Origin of the sequence: Vibrio sp. OPT18, assembly GCF_015163615.1 — a bacterium.
GTDB classification, from domain to species: Bacteria; Pseudomonadota; Gammaproteobacteria; order Enterobacterales; family Vibrionaceae; genus Vibrio; species Vibrio coralliirubri.
This window is the reverse complement of sequence record NZ_JADDYK010000100.1, coordinates 21,949-44,071: the sequence shown is the minus strand read 5'-3', so window position 1 is coordinate 44,071 and position 22,123 is coordinate 21,949. Positions and strand designations below refer to the sequence as shown.

The 22,123-nt window shown below is 45.0% G+C and carries 19 protein-coding genes; 13 read left to right on the top strand and 6 right to left on the bottom strand.

Annotated features, from left to right (window positions below; all coding sequences use genetic code 11):
• Positions 1-22 precede the first annotated feature (22 nt).
• On the bottom strand, positions 23-1,807 hold the full coding sequence (locus tag IQQ51_RS24315) for an SgrR family transcriptional regulator (RefSeq protein ID WP_193842338.1): 1,785 nt from the start codon (positions 1,805-1,807) through the stop codon (positions 23-25).
• A 602-nt stretch (positions 1,808-2,409) separates the two neighbouring features.
• Between IQQ51_RS24315 and rimK the strand changes: the two genes are divergently transcribed.
• Together rimK and IQQ51_RS24305 are read left to right on the top strand one after the other, a co-directional pair.
• Positions 2,410-3,315 (top strand): 30S ribosomal protein S6--L-glutamate ligase, encoded by a 906-nt coding sequence (rimK, locus tag IQQ51_RS24310; protein WP_019824669.1) that lies wholly within the window; start codon positions 2,410-2,412, stop codon positions 3,313-3,315.
• A gap of 32 nt (positions 3,316-3,347) precedes the next feature.
• On the top strand, positions 3,348-3,776 hold the full coding sequence (locus IQQ51_RS24305; protein ID WP_019824668.1) for an ATP-dependent zinc protease: 429 nt from the start codon (positions 3,348-3,350) through the stop codon (positions 3,774-3,776).
• A gap of 130 nt (positions 3,777-3,906) precedes the next feature.
• Here IQQ51_RS24305 and IQQ51_RS24300 read toward each other — a convergent pair whose 3' ends face one another.
• A complete protein-coding gene (locus IQQ51_RS24300) occupies positions 3,907-4,695 on the bottom strand; it encodes an MBL fold metallo-hydrolase (RefSeq protein WP_193842337.1) in 789 nt (262 codons plus the stop codon).
• Positions 4,696-5,083: 388 nt separating this feature from the next.
• Here IQQ51_RS24300 and IQQ51_RS24295 point away from each other — a divergent pair, with 388 nt between their 5' ends.
• The 7 genes from IQQ51_RS24295 (at position 5,084) to IQQ51_RS24265 (ending at position 12,263) form a co-directional block, all read left to right on the top strand.
• Complete coding sequence (locus IQQ51_RS24295; protein ID WP_193842336.1) at positions 5,084-5,686, top strand: 2OG-Fe(II) oxygenase; 603 nt, start codon at positions 5,084-5,086, stop codon at positions 5,684-5,686.
• A gap of 305 nt (positions 5,687-5,991) precedes the next feature.
• Positions 5,992-7,284, top strand: a complete 1,293-nt coding sequence (locus IQQ51_RS24290; RefSeq protein ID WP_193842335.1) for an extracellular solute-binding protein — start codon at positions 5,992-5,994, stop codon at positions 7,282-7,284.
• A gap of 242 nt (positions 7,285-7,526) precedes the next feature.
• Entirely contained in the window at positions 7,527-8,408 is an 882-nt protein-coding gene (locus IQQ51_RS24285) for an ABC transporter permease subunit (RefSeq protein WP_017071586.1), read from the top strand.
• Between the two features lie 38 nt (positions 8,409-8,446).
• Positions 8,447-9,289, top strand: a complete 843-nt coding sequence (ugpE, locus tag IQQ51_RS24280) for a sn-glycerol-3-phosphate ABC transporter permease UgpE (protein WP_017060566.1) — start codon at positions 8,447-8,449, stop codon at positions 9,287-9,289.
• Positions 9,279-10,589: a sn-glycerol-3-phosphate ABC transporter ATP-binding protein UgpC gene (gene ugpC / locus IQQ51_RS24275; RefSeq protein ID WP_193842334.1), complete on the top strand. Its 1,311-nt coding sequence runs from the start codon at positions 9,279-9,281 to the stop codon at positions 10,587-10,589. The genes ugpE and ugpC overlap by 11 nt, the downstream gene beginning before the upstream one ends.
• Positions 10,590-10,645: 56 nt before the next feature.
• Positions 10,646-11,365, top strand: coding sequence for a glycerophosphodiester phosphodiesterase family protein (locus IQQ51_RS24270; protein WP_048609028.1), 720 nt, complete (start codon positions 10,646-10,648; stop codon positions 11,363-11,365).
• 160 nt (positions 11,366-11,525) lie between these two features.
• Positions 11,526-12,263, top strand: a complete 738-nt coding sequence (locus IQQ51_RS24265; RefSeq protein WP_059019086.1) for a sulfite exporter TauE/SafE family protein — start codon at positions 11,526-11,528, stop codon at positions 12,261-12,263.
• Between the two features lie 92 nt (positions 12,264-12,355).
• Here the strand turns inward: IQQ51_RS24265 and IQQ51_RS24260 are convergent, their stop codons facing one another.
• On the bottom strand, positions 12,356-13,129 hold the full coding sequence (locus IQQ51_RS24260) for a L,D-transpeptidase family protein (protein ID WP_193842333.1): 774 nt from the start codon (positions 13,127-13,129) through the stop codon (positions 12,356-12,358).
• Positions 13,130-13,131: 2 nt separating this feature from the next.
• The gene (locus IQQ51_RS24255) at positions 13,132-13,614 is read right to left on the bottom strand and encodes a GNAT family N-acetyltransferase (RefSeq protein ID WP_193842332.1); all 483 of its coding nucleotides are present in this window, start codon (positions 13,612-13,614) and stop codon (positions 13,132-13,134) included.
• Between the two features lie 219 nt (positions 13,615-13,833).
• On the opposite strand from IQQ51_RS24255, the gene IQQ51_RS24250 reads away from it, so the two are divergent.
• The 3 genes from IQQ51_RS24250 to grxB all read left to right on the top strand — a co-directional run bounded on the left by IQQ51_RS24250 (position 13,834) and on the right by grxB (position 16,118).
• Positions 13,834-14,814 (top strand): Gfo/Idh/MocA family protein, encoded by a 981-nt coding sequence (locus IQQ51_RS24250; RefSeq protein ID WP_193842331.1) that lies wholly within the window; start codon positions 13,834-13,836, stop codon positions 14,812-14,814.
• Positions 14,815-14,978: 164 nt separating this feature from the next.
• Entirely contained in the window at positions 14,979-15,137 is a 159-nt protein-coding gene (locus IQQ51_RS24245) for a hypothetical protein (protein ID WP_004733064.1), read from the top strand.
• 348 nt (positions 15,138-15,485) lie between these two features.
• Positions 15,486-16,118, top strand: coding sequence for a glutaredoxin 2 (grxB, locus tag IQQ51_RS24240; protein WP_193842330.1), 633 nt, complete (start codon positions 15,486-15,488; stop codon positions 16,116-16,118).
• A 280-nt stretch (positions 16,119-16,398) separates the two neighbouring features.
• Here the strand turns inward: grxB and IQQ51_RS24235 are convergent, their stop codons facing one another.
• Both IQQ51_RS24235 and IQQ51_RS24230 read right to left on the bottom strand, forming a co-directional pair.
• On the bottom strand, positions 16,399-18,363 hold the full coding sequence (locus IQQ51_RS24235) for a CHASE3 domain-containing protein (RefSeq protein WP_193842329.1): 1,965 nt from the start codon (positions 18,361-18,363) through the stop codon (positions 16,399-16,401).
• 267 nt (positions 18,364-18,630) lie between these two features.
• Positions 18,631-19,464, bottom strand: a complete 834-nt coding sequence (locus IQQ51_RS24230; protein ID WP_048612835.1) for a pyruvate, water dikinase regulatory protein — start codon at positions 19,462-19,464, stop codon at positions 18,631-18,633.
• Between the two features lie 178 nt (positions 19,465-19,642).
• On the opposite strand from IQQ51_RS24230, the gene ppsA reads away from it, so the two are divergent.
• Positions 19,643-22,015: a phosphoenolpyruvate synthase gene (gene ppsA / locus IQQ51_RS24225; RefSeq protein WP_193842328.1), complete on the top strand. Its 2,373-nt coding sequence runs from the start codon at positions 19,643-19,645 to the stop codon at positions 22,013-22,015.
• Positions 22,016-22,123 lie beyond the last annotated feature (108 nt).

Genomic DNA, 22,123 nt, shown 5'->3' with positions numbered 1-22,123 from the left:
AGCTTAACCAATAGCACTCATTTTAATCAGCAGACCATACATTCTTGAAATCTGGCCATCCCCAATTGGTGATGGCTACGTTTTTCAGAATCCCTTGGAAACGAACGGTCTGTAAGTGGTGGAACATAGGCACTAACCAATAATCTGAGATCAGAGTAGACGCGATAGGTTCTAGCTCTGCCAAGTAATTAGGCAGTTCAACCGATGCTTTATGACTATCCAAGCGCTGCTTGAGCCAGTCACTGTTCATCTCTCCTAAAGCAGAGTGCAAAACAGGATCGTTCATCATCCACGAGAACAGCGAAGACGGGGCATTGTCATCGAGGTTGAGGTTACACAGCACCAAGTCCTCCTTTAACTCGCCACTCTGAGAGAGCTGCGCCAACTCTCGAAAACTGTAGGTGTTCACCTCAACTTCCACGCCATATCGTTTGAGTATATCGGATACGCAAATCGCACATCGATACAACGCATAATAATCGTAAACCGCAATACTCATCTTTTTCGGCAGTTGTGTCTCTTTCGAAGGCGTTCGATACAATTTCTGCCAACTTGGCAGTATATTTTGAGCTAAAGAGACACTAAATAAACCCTTGTTGTGTTCCAGCTGAGACAAAATCGCTTGTGGGTTGGTCAGTTCTGAAAGGTATTTTCGCTGCTCATTATTTAGTGGGCTAGCCGCTGAGTTCTGATTGAACAGGATAAACAAGCATCCATCCTCGACTCGGCTACGAAGGCCGTCTGTGTCTGCTGAAACAAGGTCCGCATCGCTTTTCCCTAATTGATGGAAGCACGATGAATCTTCATAAGGCGATACGTGCATTTGGCTATCATCGAAACGAGCAGTGCCCGTCATTGATTCCTCAAACTGCCAGATGGTCACCTCATCGGTTAACGAGCGACAACCATAATAATGTTCAAATGCGGCGAGCTTGATTCGTTCATTGTTGGTCTCAACCACTTTAAATGGGCCGGTTCCAATAACAGCATGGGACACAGAACTTAATGGAGACGGTTCACGGGTGACTTGCGCTGCGGGTTGAATCGAATATTTAACGCCAGCAAGTAAACCAGCAAAGCCGGTATCTGCTTTGGAGAGTTGAAAGCTGATCCTCAATGGCTGCTCACTGTAAACTGAAGCGACATGGGCGAGCTCTGTTTGATAGAAAGGTAAAGTTTGCAATGCAGAAAACATCGAAACTAATTGCTTAGCATCCACAGGCTGTCCGTCATGGAAAGTAAGTCCCGGGCGCAGATAGAAAGTCCAAACGAGCTTTTCAGCATCATATTGCCAATGATGCGCCAGTTCAGGCTTCAACTCACCTTTGCCATTACAAGTCACTAAACAACTAAACACTTGCCTGATCAAAAATCGTTCACTACTACGATGAATATGGTGCGGGAACAGATCTTCGAACTTACGTTTGTAGGTTAATTGGACGTGCAGTAACCCTTCGCGCATCGTCGCACCGGATGTTTCTTGGAGAAGAGAGCCAAACACTGCGCGGTCATCATCCAAAATAGAGAGCGCTTTTTCGTACTTACCCTGCTCTATCAGCTTGCTGGCAACATGTTGAGTCAGTTGTTGATTGCTAAAGCGCAATGTCAGGTTAGAACGTTGATTCCTGCCGACTTTTGGCTCCCACACTACCCATTCAGCCTGATGCATCTTGCCGAGTAAGGTACGTGCATGGCGCAAACTGGTAAACAGCTTGTCTGCCACCTCAGTCAAAGTCACCGAATGTGAGATGTTTGGCTCGAACGAATCCAGCCGAGTGTAGTAACGCATCATGTTTAGATCAGACAAATAATGAACCTTTTAGAAACAACCCTTCCTCATAAAGCCGATTATAAAGCACATTTGTCTTTAAGTGACGATAAAAGACAAAAACAGGAACAACTTACCAAAAAACAGTCTGTTTATTACTTCCTGTTAAATGGCCATAATTAATGGGTCAGCAAGGAACTTTGAGTTCCCACCAAAGCCTAATACAAGAGAAGTAATCATCATGAGAAAATACTATCTTAATAAGCTAAAAAGCACCTGTAGCAAGCTCGAAAGAGAAGCACTACGAACACTTATAGAGCTATGTAACTGGCGTTATTAGTACACTTTTAAGCACCGAGTTAACGCGAGTTGAGTACAACCTAATATGCTCCTACCCCCAATATGAGTTAGGTCTCAACTCGCTTTTCCATTCCAAATCCCCTCTCAACCCAGTTGTACCAATCGCTCACGTATTCGATAAATTTCTGTTGTCGACTCGACAAATTTAATTCGTTTTCTTAGTTAAACGAAAAGCCTTAAGGTTCGCCCCGAAGCAAGCAAGGAGCCTCAGAAAAACTGAAAGCTCAGCTAACAACTAATTTATTTGCAGTTACCAATCAGGTATTAACTAAGGAAACGCCATGCGTATCGCAATTCTTTCTCGCAACGAAAATCTATACTCTACTTCTCGCTTAAAAGCGGCTGGAGAAGCACGTGGTCACCAGGTCGATGTTATCGACACGCTGCACTGTGATATAGATATCGCGAGTAACAATCCGAAGATTCGCTACATGGGTGAAGAGCTACCTCAATACGATGCTGTTATTCCACGTATTGGCGCTTCCATTACCTTTTACGGAACTGCGGTTGTTCGCCAATTCGAAATGATGGGCACTTTTTGTATCAATGAGTCAGTTGCAATCAGTCGTTCTCGCGACAAACTGCGCTCACTACAACTGTTGTCTCGCAAAGGTATTGGCTTACCAAAAACAGGTTTCGCTAGCCGCCCAGACAAGATTCAAGACTTGATCAAAAACGTAGGTGGCGCGCCACTGGTTATCAAGCTTCTTGAAGGTACTCAAGGTATCGGTGTGGTTCTAGCTGAAACAAACAAAGCAGCAGAAAGCGTTATCGAAGCATTCATGGGCCTAAAAGCGAACATCTTGGTTCAAGAGTTCATTGAAGAAGCAAATGGCGCAGACATCCGCTGTTTTGTTGTTGGCAACAAAGTAATTGCAGCGATGAAGCGTCAGGCTGGTGAGGGTGAATTCCGCTCTAACCTGCACCGTGGCGGTACAGCTCAACTGGTTAAACTAACCAAAGAAGAGCGCGCTACAGCAATCAATGCTGCGAAAATCATGGGTTTAAACCTATGTGGTGTTGATATTCTACAATCTAAGAATGGCCCTGTTGTAATGGAAGTTAACTCTTCTCCTGGCCTAGAAGGTATTGAGAAAGCGACGGGCAAAGATGTAGCAGACATGATTTTCGAATTCATCGAAAAAAATGCAAAACCAAACGCTAACCGTACTCGTGGCAAAGGCTGATTTAACGCCGTTAACTCATGATTGGAAATGACATGAACAATAAAATGATCATAGGGAATACAGAAGCACTTTGCTTACCAGAGTTAGGGATAACTGGACTACATACACGTGTTGATACAGGGGCTAAAACCTCTTCTCTACACGTAGACAATCTACTATGTGTAAAAACAGACGGTGAGAACTTCGTTGAATTCGATCTTCACCCAGACGTTTACCACCTAGAAGAGACAGTGCGCTGCAAAGCGAAACTGAAAACAAGTAAAAGAATCAAATCATCGAACGGCGAAGTTGAACACCGTTGTGTGATTGAAACCATGCTAAAAATCGGCGGTCAGGAATGGCCTATCGATATCACGCTAAGCAACCGTCAAGATATGACTTATATGATGCTGCTTGGTCGTCAAGGCATGAGTGACAAAGTGATTGTTGACCCAGCGGGTGAATTCCTGCTGACTCACTAATCAGAGTCATCGTAACCGCTCCACAGGTTATAACTAAATAAGGCCAGTCTCATGACTGGCCTTATTGCTATCTATTTTTCTATTTCTACTTTCAGCTCTGAATACACGACTTTGCATTCAGACTTCTGATCTATTTCTTCGATTTACTATGAGATTGAAAACCAAATCGCCAAATCGATAACAGTAATTTCTTGGTTTTGATTTTCGTCACTCGCCAATGTGTAACAGGCCTTCTTGGGGCACTCATCAGCAGATGTTCAAAAGCCTTCTGACTGAAATCGACTTGCCCACCATGTGCCACCAGCAAGGTATCGAGCTGCATATCATAAATGCGCGATACAGACGCTCGATACTTATTAGGGTGAAAGATAGGAAACGGCGGAATTAGTTTCTTCTTAACCTCAACCATCAAGTCGGCCACATAAGCCACGCTGTGTGATGGGCAATAAACGGAAAGATCTCTGTCGGTATGGCCCGGGGTTTCAAGAACCAACCAATCATCAAACCCCGGAATACTATCCCCATCAGACAGCTTATAGTCTGGTTTTAATTTCCTTGAATACCACAAGTTCGCTTTCGGTTTTCCTAAGCGATTCGCCATCCACCTAGCAAGCGCTAAGTCGGTCAGGTGCATCAAAATGCCATCAATGCCGTAATACCAGTCTTTATCTCGGTTTGCTGCCACCAAGTTACAGTTCGTCAGCTTTCTGAGCGTATGCGCAGCGCCTGCATGATCGGGGTGCATGTGTGTCACAACCACAGTGTGTAGGTCGCCGAATTCACGGCCAAGATCATCTTCAATGAAATCCCTAAGATGGGGTATATCCGCTCGGCACGCACCATCAAGTAACAGCAACCTGTCTGGGTACTCTACGAGATACATGTCTTGGATATAGCCTTTGATGGTATGCAGCTGCAAAACCGCTCCTTGTGATAAAACAACTGGTCAGACCTATACAATAGCAAATCCAACTTCAATTGTGATCATTTTGTTAAAGACAACAATCTAAAACCGGATAGAGAACCCGAATCAGGATTTCTATTGGAATCGACTAAATAACTCAAATCCAACGTTACTCAAATCCAATTCAACTCAGTGAAAATGGGAACAGATTCCAAAGATAACCATCAATTTCATCCGATATTTTTCAGCATTATCGAATGCCCGCACTGACGTAAACCTTACTCTATAGGCCTTGCTATTCAAGCTGCCAACACCATTTATCGTGACGACAAAACATGTGATTTGTTGACCTGAGTTATTAGGACTATATATGCGCCTCTAATTTATTGTCTGAGTGCTATACATGAACCAATTAATCGATGCTCTTTCTACCCAAGGTTATTTCGTTTGGGATGACTTCTTAACTCAAGAAGAAGTGGTGGCATTGAGGGATTGCATTCCAGAGAACTGGAAAAAGGCTAGGATTGGCCGTAACGATGAAGTAACGCGAGAGTCGACCATCCGTAGTGACAAGATTCAATGGGTGCGCCGCGATATGGGTCAGCCAGCATCTCTGTTTTTAGACAAGATGGAACAAATTCGTTTAGCGGCAAACCAAGCGTTCTTTTTGGGTCTGTTCGAGTACGAAGCGCACTTTGCTAAATACGAAAAAAGCGACTTCTACCAGAAGCACTTAGACTGTTTCAAGGGCAATGAGAACCGCCGTCTGACTACCGTGTTCTACATGAACGACGAGTGGACAGAAGACGACGCAGGTGAGCTTGTGGTTTACGACCTAAAAGACAACCATATCGCGACCATTCCACCAAAGTCAGGCCGCTTATTTGTGTTCTTTTCTGAACAGTTCCCACACGAGGTACTGCCGACAAACACAGAGCGATTCAGTATTGCTGGTTGGTTCCGAATTAACGGCGTGAAAGACAACCAACTCGATATCGCACACTAGAACAAAGCCGATTGTTACAAGCTCTAGCTTATTCAAAGCCTCTCCTTCGAGAGGCTTTTTTATTGAACAAATATTAAGCAAGCATTCAACAACAAACCTCTCAAAAACCACACGTAGTAAATATCAAAATCATCAATAACTTTTCTCTTAAATGAAATCGAAATGAATCTTTCATATCAGTGAAACGGTTTAGCCACGTAAGTGAAATACGCCCTGTTCAAGATAGCTTCAAACGACACCCCTACCGTCTCGTTAACACTCTAATCCAATACCTCGATATCGATTTCATCCAAAAGGAAACGAAGATGAATAAGCTAATTTTGGCAGGCGTTCTTTCTGCGACAGCGGCAATGCCAGCATTCGCAACGACTCAAGTCACTTGGTGGCACGCAATGGGCGGCCAGCTTGGAGAAACAGTAAACAAAATTGCGACCGACTTTAATGCGTCACAAGATGATTTCCAGATCACGCCAATCTACAAGGGTTCATATACAGAGACCTTAACAGCCGGTATCGCGGCATACCGAGCAGGTGAAGCACCTAATATTCTGCAAGTCTTCGATGCAGGCGCAGCAACCATCATGAACGCGAAAGGCGTCGCGAAACCGGTACAGGATATTCTGGTTGAGTCGGGCTACAACTTTAATTCAAACGATTACCTAGCGGGCGTTCGTAACTTCTATGCCGACAACCAAGGCAAGATGGTTGGTATGCCTTTCAACAGTTCGACACCGGTTCTTTACTACAACAAAGATCTTCTCGCGGAAGTGGGTGCAGACGCGCCTAAAACTTATGAAGAACTAGAAGTCGTTGCTAAGAAGCTGAAGGCAGAAGGACACATCGCGTTTTCTCAATCTCTGACGCCGTGGATCATGTTTGAGAACTTTAAGTCTCGCCACAACCTGCCGGTCGCAGATCAAAACAACGGCTACGATGGCTTGTCTACTAAGATCATGTTCAACACCAAAGACATGATGATGCACGTTAGCAAGATGAAAGAGTGGTCAGATCTCGGTTACTACAAGTATTACGGCAGCGACTGGGATGCAAACCAAACCCCTTTCGAGCGCCAAGAAGTGGCAATGTGGATGGGTTCTTCAGGCTCATTCGGTGGCTTACGTAACCGCGTACCTTTCGAACTCGGCACCACATACCTTCCATATTGGAAATCGGTTAACCCAGACGCAGGCTTAACCTTCATTGGCGGTGCTGCTCTGTTTGCACTCAATGGCCATGACCAACAACAAGACAAAGGTGTCGCAGCGTTCTTTGACTACCTGACTAAGCCTGAAACTCAAGTTTACTGGCACAAAACCACTGGCTATGTACCTGTAACAACGGCTGCCTATGAGCTAGCGAAAGAGTCTGGCTACTACAACGAACAACCAGACGCAGAAGTGGGCGTTAAGCAGCTAAGCCTAAAATCGGGCGAGTGGACTAAGGGCTACCGCTTAGGTTACTACCCTCAAATTCGTGAAGTGATGCATCGTGAGTTTGACAATATCTTCGCCGACCGCTCTAGCGTCGAGAATAGCCTAGATAAAGTCGAAGATGAGAGCAGCAAACTGCTGAAACGCTTCGCTCGTACGATGAACTAATTTAGCTTTTTAACCAAAGCAGATTACTGAGCTAAAGGCTTAACAAGCCCAAGCCGTTCATTGCTCCTCACCACTTTTCACTGCGTCATTAAAAACGCAATGGCAAGGAGTGAGGAGATTCTCCACTAGCGCCATTTCTTGCTCCAAAAACTACAACTCAACTGGATGCATTCCTTTGCTATAGCGCTAGTGCTCACCGTAACTAACAGTGATAACAGTCACTAATTTTTGGGGATTACCCTGTGGAACGACGTCAGCAATTCTTTCACTCTCCGCTGCCTTACCTATTTTTGGCGCCTCAGATACTCATCATTGCGGTTTTCTTTATCTACCCTGCGGCAAAGGCAGTTTACCTGTCCTTCATGCTAGAAGATCCTTGGGGCACCTCATCGATATTCGTGTGGTTCGAAAACTATCAAATGCTGTTCGAATCGAGCGAGTATCTGAACTCGATTGGCTTCACCTTAATGTTCGCAATCGTGGTCTCTTTCTTATCGCTTGCCTTAGCGCTGCTGCTCGCGGTTAAAGCCGACAACATCATTCACGGACAAGGCGCTTACAAGGTCACTCTCACTTGGGTTTACGCGGTTGCTCCTGCGATTGCAGGCGTTATCGGTGCTTTCTTGTTTAACCCACACATTGGCGTGTTTACCGAGATATTTGCGGTTATAGGCTGGGACTTTAGCTTCCAAACCGACCCTTTAGATGCCACGTTTGCTCTGATTCTGGTTTCAGTGTGGAAACAGGTTTCGGTGAATTTCATCTACTTTCTGGCTGGACTTCAATCGATCTCTTACGCCGTAAAAGAAGCGGCGATGCTCGATTGCGTCAGCGACTCAAAACGTTTCTGGACCATTACTTTCCCGCTACTCGCACCTACAGGCTTCTTTCTTCTGGTCATCAACCTCACCTACTCGTTCTTTGAAACCTTTGGCGTGATCGACACCATGACCAATGGCGGCCCGGGTGGCGGCACAACGTCGTTGGTGTACAAGGTCTATCGAGACGGGTTTGTTGGCGCAGATTTAGGCGGCAGCTCTGCACAGTCAGTTGTGTTGTTGCTACTGGTGCTCACTCTTACATTTATCCAGTTTCGCGTTGTAGAAAAGCGTGTTCATTACTAGCCCACTACAGCTAGGTTTTAACGCGATAGGAGTTATTTATGAAAAGTAATAAGGTCTCTGACCACCTAATTTTAATTGCTGGGATGCTGTTTATGTTGGTCCCTATCTGGCTCATCTTCGCTAGCTCGACGCATAACCCAAACACCATTGTCAGCGAAGGCCTACAATGGCTACCAGGCGATAACTTTACGGCCATTTATAGCGAAGCTTGGAACAAAAGCATGGGCTTCAGTGGCGAAGTCACCGCCAGCAAAATGATCGCCAACTCAATGATCATGGGGCTAGGTTTTGCGATCGGTAAGATCATCATTTCGATGATGGCCGCCTATGCTTTGGTCTACTTCAGGTTGCCTTACGCCACAGCTTGGTTCTGGTTGATCTTCGTGACGCTTTTGCTGCCATTAGAAGTGCGCATTATCCCTTCCTATGAGGTTGTCGCTGGGCTTGGACTTCTTAATAGCTACACAGGTTTAATTCTGCCTTTGATCGCCTCAGCCACCGCGACGTTCTTTTTTAGGCAGTTCTTCAAAACCATCCCCGATGAATTGTTAGAAGCCGCTCAGCTAGATAACGCAGGTCCATTTCGATTCTTTGTCGACATCTTATTGCCACTGTCTAAAACCATGATCGCCGCAATCTTTATCATAATGTTTGTGGTGGGTTGGAACCAATATCTGTGGCCAATCATGATGACCACGGACGAAGGCTACAACACCATCGTGATGGGCATCAAACAAGTACTCAACAACATCAATGAAACCAGTTTACCGCGCTACGACTATGTTTTTGCCATGGTGATTTTAGCTATGTTGCCACCCGTTTTAGTGGTGGTTGTATTTCAGCGTTGGTTTGTAAAAGGGCTAGTAGAAAGTGAAAAATAATAACGACACAAATCAAATGAACGATAACCGCATTCAATCACTCGCTGAGTACAAGATGTCTCACCTGCCTTCTCACCAAGCTATCCACAAAAATACAGAGGACACCCCGATGCCAAAGTTAAAACAAACGTTAGGGCACACCCAAGCTACTCACAACCATACGCACAAAGCACCTACCATGTTAGGCATCAAAAACTTGGTAAAGACTTATGAGAACGGTCATCGTGCAGTGAAAGATGTCTCGCTTGAGATCGAAAAGGGTGAATTTCTTGTATTGGTTGGCCCATCGGGCTGCGGCAAGTCTTCTATCCTACGTTCAATTGCGGGTCTGGAAAGCATCTCTGGCGGTGAGATCCACTTGGGTGGGCGCCGTGTTGATAACGAAAGGCCAGCTCAGCGAGATACCGCAATGGTCTTTCAAAATTACGCACTCTACCCTCACATGACGGTGTACAAAAATCTCGCTTATGGTTTAAAGAACCGAGGTGTCAGCCAACACGTGATTGAAGAGAAGATTGAGAAAGTCGCCAAGACACTGAAAATCGAAGAGTACTTAGACCGCAAGCCAGCCAAGCTTTCAGGTGGTCAGCGCCAGCGTGTTGCTATGGGGCGAGCGATCGTTCGCGACCCTCAACTGTTCTTGTTTGATGAGCCTTTGTCTAACCTAGATGCCTCATTGCGCGCTCACATGAGATTAGAAATCAAAAAGCTGCAACGCGAGCTAGGCGTAACCAGTGTTTACGTGACTCATGACCAAGTCGAAGCCATGACACTGGCAGATAGAATCGTGGTTCTCAACAAAGGTCAGATAGAACAAGTCGGCACACCAAGAGAAGTTTACCACCAGCCTGCCAGCACCTTTGTGGCAAGCTTCATTGGTAGCCCCGCGATGAACTTCTTAACTGCCACGCTCGATGATGGCTATCTTGAAATAGGCGATCAACAAATGTATCTGCCAGAGTACGCGCACGTTAAGAACGCGACTATCACGCTTGGCATTCGCCCTGAACACTCTGAGGTTTGTTCCGAATTAAAAATGAACACCTTACCTCTCGAACTGCGTATCAGTGTGGTTGAGCCATTGGGGCCGAATCAATTGGTTCATGGCCTTGTAAACGACCAACCTTTTATCGCCGTCACGCCAGAAACGACACTATGCCAAGTACTGCCGCTCGGATTAAGCATTGATAAATCCAACCTGCATATTTTTGACAGTCGTGGGAAGCGTATTCAGCCGAATAACTTTACTTCACAAGAGTCACGCGAAGAGGCGACAAGCATAACGACGGCTCTCGCTTAATCGAGTACACTGATATTTAATGCGTTTTTACGGTGCGTCTTTAAGAAGGATTAATTATGTCGTCTATCATCGTAGGTCATCGGGGTGTAGCAGGTACTCACCCAGAAAATACCAAGGCAAGCATTGAACAAGCCGCTAAACTCGGCTTGAAATGGATCGAAGTAGATATTCAGCCAACTCAGGATGATCAACTTGTGGTTTGTCACGACCACACCCTTGAGCGCTGCAGCGATGGCAAAGGTCGTGTCGACGAACACACCCTTGCAGAACTGCGTCAGCTTGATTTTGGCAGTTGGAAGTCTGAGCAGTTCGCTGGTGAAAGAATATTAACGTTGGAAGAGTTGCTCGCGCTCGTTGAGCAGCATGATCTCAGCGTGAACTTAGAGATCAAAGTAGACAGTCGACATCAAGCGCCTCATGTCGTTGATTTGCTGCATACCGAGTTGATCCGTTCAAATCTAGACACCGACAGAGTGCTGCTTTCAAGTTTCAGCCATCAAGTCGTTTCTGAAATGGCCCGTCATCTGCCGAGATACCGCGTTGGTGTGATCACAGAACAACTGACTCAAGCCGACTTGATGTTGATTGACGAGGTTAAAGCGTTCAGCTGTCACATGAACTACGAGCATGTGAATCAGAGCGATCTTGATACACTCAGTGAAGCAAACATTCAAACTTGGTGCTACACAGTAAACGATCCGTCTCACTTCAAATTCATCTCAAAAGTAGATGCCGTATTCACTGATTTTCCGAATCAATTCACCTCTATAAATTGACTAGGCGAATACTGCAAAAACAACCCCGAGAGACTTTAAAATTAACTCTCGGGAAACCTTAAAATTAGGTAGCAAACACAAGTGAGTAGGAGTACATTCCGCTACTCACTTGGTTTCATTAGCTCGCTCTATTTAGACGGCTTCATTGGTTACTTAATTTATGGATCTCATTTTTAGTCCAACCTTCCCAATTTTGGGTGCAATCTTCATTTTCGCCGCTATTGTTCGTGGCTTCTCAGGTTTCGGTTTCACCTTAGTGGCATTGCCATTAAGTGCGTTATTCGTGCCTGTTATCGAACTGGTTCCCGTCTTCATGCTGATCGATCTCCTAGGCAATGTTCAATTACTGCCTAAAGTTCGAAAACACGTTAACTGGCGCTGGGTTTTAAAGGTATTTATCCCTTGTTTTGCCTTCACACCAGTCGGCTTACTTCTGCTTAAATCCGTTAGCCAAGACACGATCATCTTGATCATCAGTGCCTTCATTTTTGCGTCTGCACTTATGATCTACAAAGGTTTCCAGTACAAAAGCGAACCTAGATTTGCTCCCTATATTCTAGGCAGCCTTGCGGGTGTAATGAACGGCGCGGCTTCGATGTCAGGGCCTCCAATTGGCACTCATGCATTGGCAAGCCCAGTTGCTCCGCACATTGCCAGAGCCGGCCTGATAGCCTTCTTTGTCTTGGCAGATTCCACTGCATTTGTTTCGGCATCTATCGCTGGGTTAGTCGACCGTGATGTGGTCTGGCTTACTCTCGCGCTTCTACCAAGCAGCATGTTTGGCGGTTATGTGGGTTCTAAACTGTTCGAGAGATTTGGTGGAGCGAAGTTTAAGCCAGTCACCATTGCATTGCTGATTGTGATTGCAATATTCAGTGCAGGTCGAGTCATACTGTAACTGGCTTTAGCGGTTAAGTTTGGACGTTGCTTTTACGAATTGGTTTCGCGAATTGACTGCGGAAAGTGATTAAGAAAATTGGGTACCAATGACTACCATTCGATATGAATAGGGGTGCCCATTTTTACAAGTTGGAGAAACTCATCCATATCTTGATTGGTTAACGCGATACAGCCATCCGTCCAATCAAAGCTTTGAATAAAGCTCGGCGAACGACGCTCACCATTTTTGATGCCATGGATTTTGATGTTCCCTCCGGGGTCTACGTCATTTTGCTCTGCCCATTGCATATCCGAAGGTTGCGGATAGTTAATATGTACTGAGCGATAAAAGTCTGACTCTTCCATCACATAATCGAGCTGGTATTCCCCTTCCGGCGTTCGGTTGTCCCCTTCAAAGCGTTTATGACCTTTCGGTTGTTTGCCTAGCGCAATACGAAACTCCTGAATCACCTCTTCACCTTTTAGCAGATACATCCTACGTTTCGATTTATCGACTTTAACTAACGTAACCACTTGCGACAGCGAATCTACCTCAGAAGCACTATCTGGCACGTTGTAAAACTGTCGTGAGGAACTTTCAGGCGGGCGCTTCGATGACCCTTGAGACAGCTGAGCTACCTTTTCATCAGGGCTACTGTTAAGAACATCATCCACAATAATCACATATTCGGAGTTTGAGCTCGTAGAAGAGGTTGAATTAGATGAAGACGTTGAGACACGTTGAGAATGAGCCGGTGCCGACTCGAATACGATGGTTTCGATAGCGGTCGCGTCAGAGACTATTTTCTCGACCACGACCTGCTCAGCATTCGCGTTCGAAGCTATAAACAGTAAACACAGTGATAAAGGCAGAAGCAGACGCACCTTTAGACCTCCTCAAAACGCATGGACATGGTTCGTGACTGAGTTTCCATTCCTAACGACTCATAGAAACCCTGAGCTCGTTGGTTAAACTCCATTACCTCCAACCTAAGTTCTATCGCTCCTCTCGCCTGCGCCCATTGATTAAACGACTTCATTAACGCTCGACCTGCACCTTGGCTCTGAACCTGATCGTTCACCACAATCGTATTCACCCTTGCCACCTTGTGCGGCTGAATAAAACTGACACCTTTGTTCTGCGTTACCTTACCCGCTAAAAAACCAACGACTTGCTTGTCATCGACTGCAACCAAGAAAGCGCCAAGTGGGTCAAGCATCAAACCTAACCAATACTCTTCACTGTCGGCCAAGCCTTGTGACGCAGGCGCAAATACCATAGGTGCACCAAGATGATGTTGACGGTTTATCTGCTCAGAGAGCGCTAAGATCGCGTTAATATCAGTTACCTTGGCCGTCCGGATTTGCATATCATCACCTTGTTTGAATTCAATAACACCTTAGCAAAAATGGCTTAGTTGTGCACCGTTACACTGGTCAACTCAGACGCTCAGTGAAGGCTGATCATTAATATTAGGCACTATGTTTAGGGAAATTGTTCCGCAAATCTCAGGCACATTGCCAGCCGTTGAGTGCTACTATCTCTGCAGAATCAATATACTAACGACGACTAACGACTGGATACCTATATGATTAAGTTTGCTGTAATTGGAACCAATTGGATTACACAAAAGTTTGTTCAAGCTGCTCACGAATCTCAATCGATGCAACTTGCTGCGGTTTACTCTCGAAATCTAGACAGCGCGGCACAGTTCGCCCAAGAATTTGACGTTGAAACGACGTATGACTCACTCGACGCATTGGCCAATGACAACACTGTTGAAGCCGTGTACATCGCTTCCCCGAACTCACTGCATTGCGAGCAATCTATCTTCATGATGGAACATGGAAAGCATGTTATCTGTGAAAAGCCTGTCGCATCGAATATTGAAGAAGCAACACGCATGTTCGAAGTCGCTCAGAAGAACGGTGTTGTGCTGTTTGAGGCGTATAAATCTCAATTCCTGCCGAACTTTAAGCAAATTCAACTTGGGTTAGAAAAGATCGGCAAGGTACATAAGGCACACATCAACTACTGCCAGTATTCATCGCGCTACCAAAAATACCTAAACGGCGAGAACCCAAATACCTTCAACCCAGCTTTTTCTAACGGCTCATTGGTCGATATTGGCTTTTACTGTGTTGCCGCGACAGTCGCGCTATTTGGCAAACCAGAAAATGCACAGGCTTCTGCAAAGCTACTTGATTCAGGTGTCGATGCGCATGGCTGTGCAATCTTTCAGTATCCTGAGTTTGACGTAACACTTGCTCACTCCAAAGTCAGCGACTCTTATGCGCCAAGCGAGATCCAAGGTGAATTAGGGGCGATCATCATCGATCACATCGCTGAGTGTACCGACGTTAAGATCCGCTACCGCGATGGCACAGTAGAAAACCTTACTCAAGCACAAAGCGAAAACTCCATGAGTTACGAAGCGCAGGCTTTTACTAGTTGCATTGCTGGCGACAACGCAACACAAGCGCAAGCCCAACTGCGCGCTTTAACGGTTGCTAAGTTAATTACAGAGATGCGCCAACAAGTTGGTGTCGTTTATCCAGCGGATAAATAATGTCACAGCGTAATTTAACAAACTGATTTTTAAGACATACTGATTTATACATAACTGAATTTAATCTTTACGACAAATAACCGGATTAGTTGATTGGGGTCCCATCTGTTTAAATCCGCGTTCGATATCTATCGTATTTATTTAATTTATTGAAGGTGTGTAAAGTGTTTTCAGTTGATGATCGCGTTGTAGCAACAAAAGGTGTTGAACTAGGTGAAATGGTAGTAACTGGCCTAAGTGCTGGTGGCGGCTACGTTCACGTTACAACGGTAGAAGGCGCAATGACGCTTACTTACCCAGCGCAAGATCTTAAAAAAGCATAGTTTAACCACTCTGCCCTTATAGTAGTCACTCTACTAAAGGTAACAAAATTGAGGCTTTGGCTGACTTCACTCTTCTGCATTAGAGTGAGCAGCCAGAGCCTTTTTTTATGCCCGTCATTTACCCACCAGCTTTCCCATTCGCTTACTCGTTACATTAAAACCGCATCCAACTAACAATGGAATTAGGCAACGATTTTCTACACTAGGTGCTTATTCTCATCGTTCTCTTGATATCCCCGAGCACTTAATCGCAGTGAATAGTTCTTGTTAACAAAGGCTTATTGTCTGCGAAAGTTTCTGGTACATTAGCATCATCTTATACTAAGAATGACCCGAATGAGGGAAGCTATGAAGCTTTACATTTACGACCACTGCCCTTTCTGTGCAAGAGTCTCCTACATTGCTCAATCGCTAGGCTTGAACATTGAGCTTGTTTCTGTCGATTATGATGATGCCCAAACCCTTATCGATCTGATCGGTAAGAAGATGGTACCCGTCTTACAAAAAGACGATGGCTCTATCATGGCAGAGAGCCTAGATATCATCGCGTACTTTATGGAGTTGAAATCAAGCGATGAGCAGCGCGTGCCATCTGAGCAAGTGACTGCATTCCAAACTCGCGTATTCCCTCTTACTCAACAGATTGGACGCCCACGTTGGTGGAACCTCGACTTGGCTGAATATCGCTCTGCTGGAGCCAAAGAAGCTTGGCGTGCCAGTAAAGAGACCGAAGGTTTTAACTTTGAAGAACTGTTAGAAAAGACGCCTCAGTACGTTCAATTGATTAACCCATTACTGAAAGATGCCGAACTATTACTGGATCTAGAAAATGGTGAGTCATCACTGCCTCTTATCGACCAAGCAGTGTATTTCTCGATGCTTCGTGGCTTTTGCGTAGAGGCAACAATTGAGTGGCCAAATGATTTGAACCGCTGGATGGAAACAAAAAGCCAAGAACTTGGTATCAGTTTACTGCGCTAAACTAATTATTGCGTGAAGCGTTGACTGAGCTAAGTTTGCTTGCTGAACTATGCTGATTTACTGAACTATAGCTACTTATTGGACTATAACTACTTACTGGATTATGGCCATTTAAGGCACAACGAACCACGCACTGTATAAACAAAGCAGCCTCGATACTAATCTGCATCGAGGCTGCTTTAATTTTTTGAGCAATAAAAATAGAGTCCCACTATTTCAATAGAGGCTCGGCATGACAGCTGTAGCCTTTGTTTAAATTGCCAAACGACTCCGTACTTTCTCAGCTAACATTTTTCACTTTAAACTGACCAACAATTTTCTGTAGTTGTTCCGCTAAACTCACCAACTCTTGGCTTGATTCTACTGTTTGTTCAGCCCCTGCAACGCTCTCTTTGGTAATACGATTAACGCTCACCACATTTTGATTGATCTGCTCAACCGTCACACTTTGCTCTTCAGAGGCGCTCGCACTTTGTGTACTCATATCAGAGATATTGTTGATTGAACGAGTAATAACATCAAAAGCTTGCCCTGATTTCTCGGCATTTTCTACGCTCCTCTTGGCAATATCACTGCTTTTCTGCATGCTACTCACCACATCTTTCGTCCCGAGCTGCAAACGTTCAATTAAACCTTGAATCTCCGAGGTCGAATCTTGTGTTCGTTGAGCAAGGCTCCGCACTTCATCAGCCACCACAGCAAAACCTTTTCCTTGTTCTCCCGCTCTTGCAGCTTCAATAGCCGCATTCAATGCTAGCAAGTTAGTTTGAGCCGCAATGTCTAATATCACATCAAGAATACCGCCTATATTGGTAGCTTCACGGGAAAGATCTTCGAGGCGAGCCATTGTACTCTCGATCTCAGATTCTAGGGAGTTAATACTCGTGGTTGTCTCTTGTACTACTGTCAAACCTTGCATCGCTTGATCACTCGCTTCACTTGCAGATTGAGCGGTATCGACTGCATTTCTCGCAACTTCTTGAACAGAGATAGACATCTGGTTCATCGCAACAGCGACTTGATCTGTCATCAACATCTGTTCATTCGCACCGTTGTTCGTACTCACCGTAATATTCGTTAATTGAGTCGATGAACTGCTCAATCGTTCACTTGCCACCATCATGTTACCAATGATGGTTTTCAAGCTTTCTGCCGTTGCTTTCAACGAGTTGGTTAACTCTCCAATTTCGTTCTTAGCACCTTTTTCAATATTGACCGTCAAATCACCTTTAGCTAATTGCTTAGCGATGCCAATAACGTAATTGATCTGTGAAGTGATACTTCGAGAAATGAACGCACCAAAACCAAAACAGAAAACGACCGAAGAGACGCCACCAGCTGCAAGTGCCATCAGTGCCAAATCAGAGGCTGAGTTTGCTGCCTCTTTTCTTTCGACCATAAGCACTTGCTCGACGTTAATAATTTCAGCAACTTTATTACGCAAGCCATCCATGTATTGTTTACCCTGCTTTTGAGCAAGCTTTGTGTAAAGGTCGTCAATGGAGCTAAAGCGGTTGGATTCACGTACTAATGCAATCGCGGTTGATGCGTAATCATCAATCCAAGATTGAATGTCGCGCGATAATTGACTGTCTCCCATCGAAGCTAACTGCTTATCTACCTTCGATTTCCCTTCGTGATAAGGCTCTAAAAAAGCTTCTTCGCGATTTAGCATAAAACCGCGCAAGCCCGTTTCCATATTCACCATGGTGTTGATAAGGGACTCGCCATTAAGATAGCGTCCTGTAGCAATTTCAGCTCGTAGGTTATCCATCTTCTCTTTACCAATACCACTCGCGATCAGTGCTTTGAGTTCATTCACGTATGCTTCCCCGTCATGAATGCTCTTACGTAAAACAATAACCTCTTGAGCATACACCTGCCATTCCTTAGCAGCTCGATTGACTTCATCAAATCGTTGCTGTTGAGCAGGGTTATCACTGGTTAGGTTCTTTACTATGGATAAGCTTTGCTCAAAGGCTTGTTTACCTGCATGGTAAGGTTCTAGATACTCTTCTTGGCCACCGATCGCATAACCTCGTAAACCCGTCTCTTGGTCGACCATCGAATTAACTAGGCGGTTCGATTGATCAATCACCTGGTAGGTATGCGTAACCATAGCATCAGTACTATTCAAAGTTTTAATTGAGTTCCACACCACAACACATAGTACGACTAAGATACTGATCGTAATGAAATTGCCAAAAAGTAACCTACTGCGAATAGTAAGCTCTGATATCTTCATAAACTGTTTTCCCTAACCTGTTGATGAACTGACACATGTATTTTTAATAATTATCGATTATTTAGTTAACCGTTCCTTAAACAATAGGTATACATCCGACAAACAGGCAAAGAATTAAGCGACATTTTTCATAAGCTTTGTAGGTAAAAACTCTAACGAGGAGAGAAGAATATAGGGTGCAGAAGTGTATGAATACGGGAAAGTTAACCTCGTTGCTCCTTATATCAGGAGCAACGAAATCAAAACATAGGTTTGATCAACCACCCACTATAGCAAGCGACGTCTTAAGCCCGTTCGCTCTAAGATTCGTGTCGAAATTTCTTCAACCGATAGCGAAGAGGTATTAATGTACGGCACAGCCTCTCTGCGGAACATCGCCTCTACCGTTTGCAATTCATACAAACATTGTGAGTCACTGGCGTATTCGCTGCCTGCTAAGCGGTTCTCACGAATTTCAGTGAGCCTTTCTGCATCAATGGTTAAACCAAACAGCTTATGTCGGTAGATCTCAAACTCTGGCAACAACTTTAAGCGCGCTAAGTCATCATGAATGAACGGATAGTTTGCTACGCGTAAACCAAACTGCATCGCCATGTACAAACTTGTTGGTGTTTTGCCACTTCGAGAAACACCCAACAAGATGATGTCGGCTTCTTCCAGCCCTTTTAGCGTGATGCCATCATCGTGCGCGAGCGTGTACTCAATCGCAGCAATACGGTCGAAATACTTAACCGAATCCTTGTTTACACTGCGTGAGCGCTGCAACTTAGGAACAGGCGCCATCTGAATGTCATCCTGTACTTTCTGCACGATGCTCTCTAACACGTCATAACAGTGCGCGGGCGCTTCTAGCAATTTGGTTTTGATATCAGGTATCACAATCGAAAAGAACACTAGCGGTTCTAATCCGGTATCACGATACGAAATTTCAATCTCTTTTAATAAATCAGAAAGTTTGTCCTCACTTTCCACAAACGGAAAGGTTTTTTCATTGGCTTTAAAAGGGAATTGACCTAGAACAACATGCCCTAAAGTCTCACATGTTATAGCCGTTCCATCAGAAACATAGAATACATCACGACTTTGGATATCAATTTGCATTTTTTATTTAATGTTTAAAATTATTTTGAGTAGGATGGGAACCATAATATATATAACGAAACCCTGCTGACTATTACGTCCCCCACAGCTTTAAAAAATAATTTACATTTTTTTAAACTGATACGTAATCGTTTGCCTTTAAATCCCTACAATGCTTGCTATGTTTCTGGAGAAATAAATGCAAAATAATACCCTATGGTTCAATGGCCTATCCATGGAAGATGTCGACAAAGTCGGCGGTAAGAACGCCTCACTGGGCGAGATGGTTTCTAACCTGTCCAATGCTGGTGTTTCTGTACCTAATGGTTTTGCTACCACCTCTTATGCGTTTAACGACTTTCTTGATTACAAAGGTCTTGATGAGCGCATTCACCAACTACTTGATGAACTTGATGTCGAAGACGTTGACGCACTGCGTAAGACAGGTGCAACGATTCGACAATGGGTTCTAGACGCACCCTTCCCAGAATCACTAGAGCAAGACATCCGTGATAACTACCGCGAGCTAATCGAAGACAACGAAGAATTGTCTGTAGCTGTGCGTTCATCTGCAACCGCAGAAGACCTTCCGGACGCTTCTTTCGCAGGCCAGCAAGAGACCTTCCTTAACGTGAAAGGCATCGACGCTGTACTAGAAGCAACCAAGCACGTTTACGCTTCTCTGTTTAACGACCGCGCTATCTCTTACCGCGTACACCAAGGCTTTGACCACCGTGGCATTTCATTGTCTGCGGGTATTCAACGCATGGTTCGCTCAGACAAAGCCTCTTCAGGTGTGATGTTCACACTTGATACAGAGTCAGGCTTCGACCAAGTCGTGTTCATCACTTCTTCTTGGGGTCTCGGCGAAATGGTTGTACAGGGCGCAGTGAACCCAGACGAGTTCTACGTTCACAAGCCAATGCTAGAGGCGGGTCACTACCCAATCGTTAAGAAGACGTTTGGTTCTAAGCTGATCAAGATGATCTATTCAACCAACCAAGAGATTGGCAAACAAGTTGATATCATCGACACCGATACGCAAGAGCGTAACGAGTTCTCATTGAACGATGAAGAGATCAAAGAGCTAGCAAAACAAGCGATGATCATCGAGAAGCACTATCAACGTCCGATGGACATTGAGTGGGCGAAAGATGGTATCGACGGCAAGCTATACATTGTTCAAGCTCGCCCAGAGACAGTATGTTCTCAAAGCGACCAAAACGTTATCGAGCGTTACGAGCTAAACAACAAGGCCGATGTCTTGGTTGAAGGCCGTGCTATCGGTCAACGTATCGGCTCTGGCCCAGTTCGTCTGGTTGACTCTCTAGACCAAATGTCACTGGTTCAAGAAGGCGACGTACTGGTAACAGACATGACAGACCCAGATTGGGAACCTGTTATGAAAAAAGCCTCTGCGATTGTTACTAACCGTGGTGGCCGAACTTGTCACGCTGCAATCATCGCTCGTGAGCTTGGTATCCCAGCAATTGTTGGTTGTGGTACAGCAACAAGCAGCCTAAAGGATGGCGATACCGTGACAGTGTCATGTTCAGAAGGCGAAACAGGCTACGTTTACAACGGCGAACTCGACTTTGAAATCAAACGTTCTGAGGTTGATGAGCTACCAATACTGCCAACCAAAGTAATGATGAACGTGGGTAACCCAGATCGTGCCTTCGATTTCGCGCAAATTCCAAACGAAGGTGTTGGCCTTGCTCGTCTAGAATTCATCATCAACAAGATGATCGGTATTCACCCAAAAGCCCTATTGAACTTCAATGCACAAACTGACGAGCTAAAAGCAGAAATCAGCGAACGTATTCGCGGCTACAAAGATCCTATCGATTTCTACGTAAGCAAGCTAACGGAAGGCATCGCGACTATCGCTTCTGCATTCTGGCCTAAGCGTGTGATCGTACGTATGTCTGACTTCAAGTCGAACGAATACAGCAACCTTGTAGGCGGCAAAACGTTTGAACCACATGAAGAGAACCCAATGTTGGGCTTCCGTGGCGCATCTCGTTATATCTCGCCAGTATTCGAAGACTGTTTCGAGCTAGAAACTCAAGCGATCAAGCGTGTTCGTAACGAGATGGGTCTTAAGAACGTTGAAATTATGATTCCATTCGTTCGCACTCCAAGCGAAGCGGCATCGGTTATCGACATTCTGGCTAAGTTTGACCTACGCCGTGGCGACCAAGGTCTGAAAGTTATCATGATGTGTGAACTACCATCGAATGCAATTTTGGCTGAAGAGTTCTTGAAGTACTTCGATGGCTTCTCTATTGGTTCGAACGACATGACACAGCTGACGCTTGGCCTAGACCGAGATTCAGGTGACGTGGCACACCTCTTCGACGAGCGTAACCCTGCAGTGAAAGCGATGCTGAAAATGGCGATCGATGCAGCAACCAAAGCAGGTAAATACGTGGGTATTTGTGGCCAAGGCCCATCTGACCATGACGACCTAGCGGAATGGTTAATGGAACAAGGCATTAGCTCTGTTTCGTTGAACCCTGACACGGTTATCGATACATGGTTGAAGCTAGGTAACGTAGCGAATAAATAGCGCTTAGCCACCCAAATAGAAACACCGAAAAGTAAAATCAACAAAGCCAGTCATTATGACTGGCTTTTTCTTAATTGGCTGGTGTTTCTAGTTTCTACCTTGCTCAGC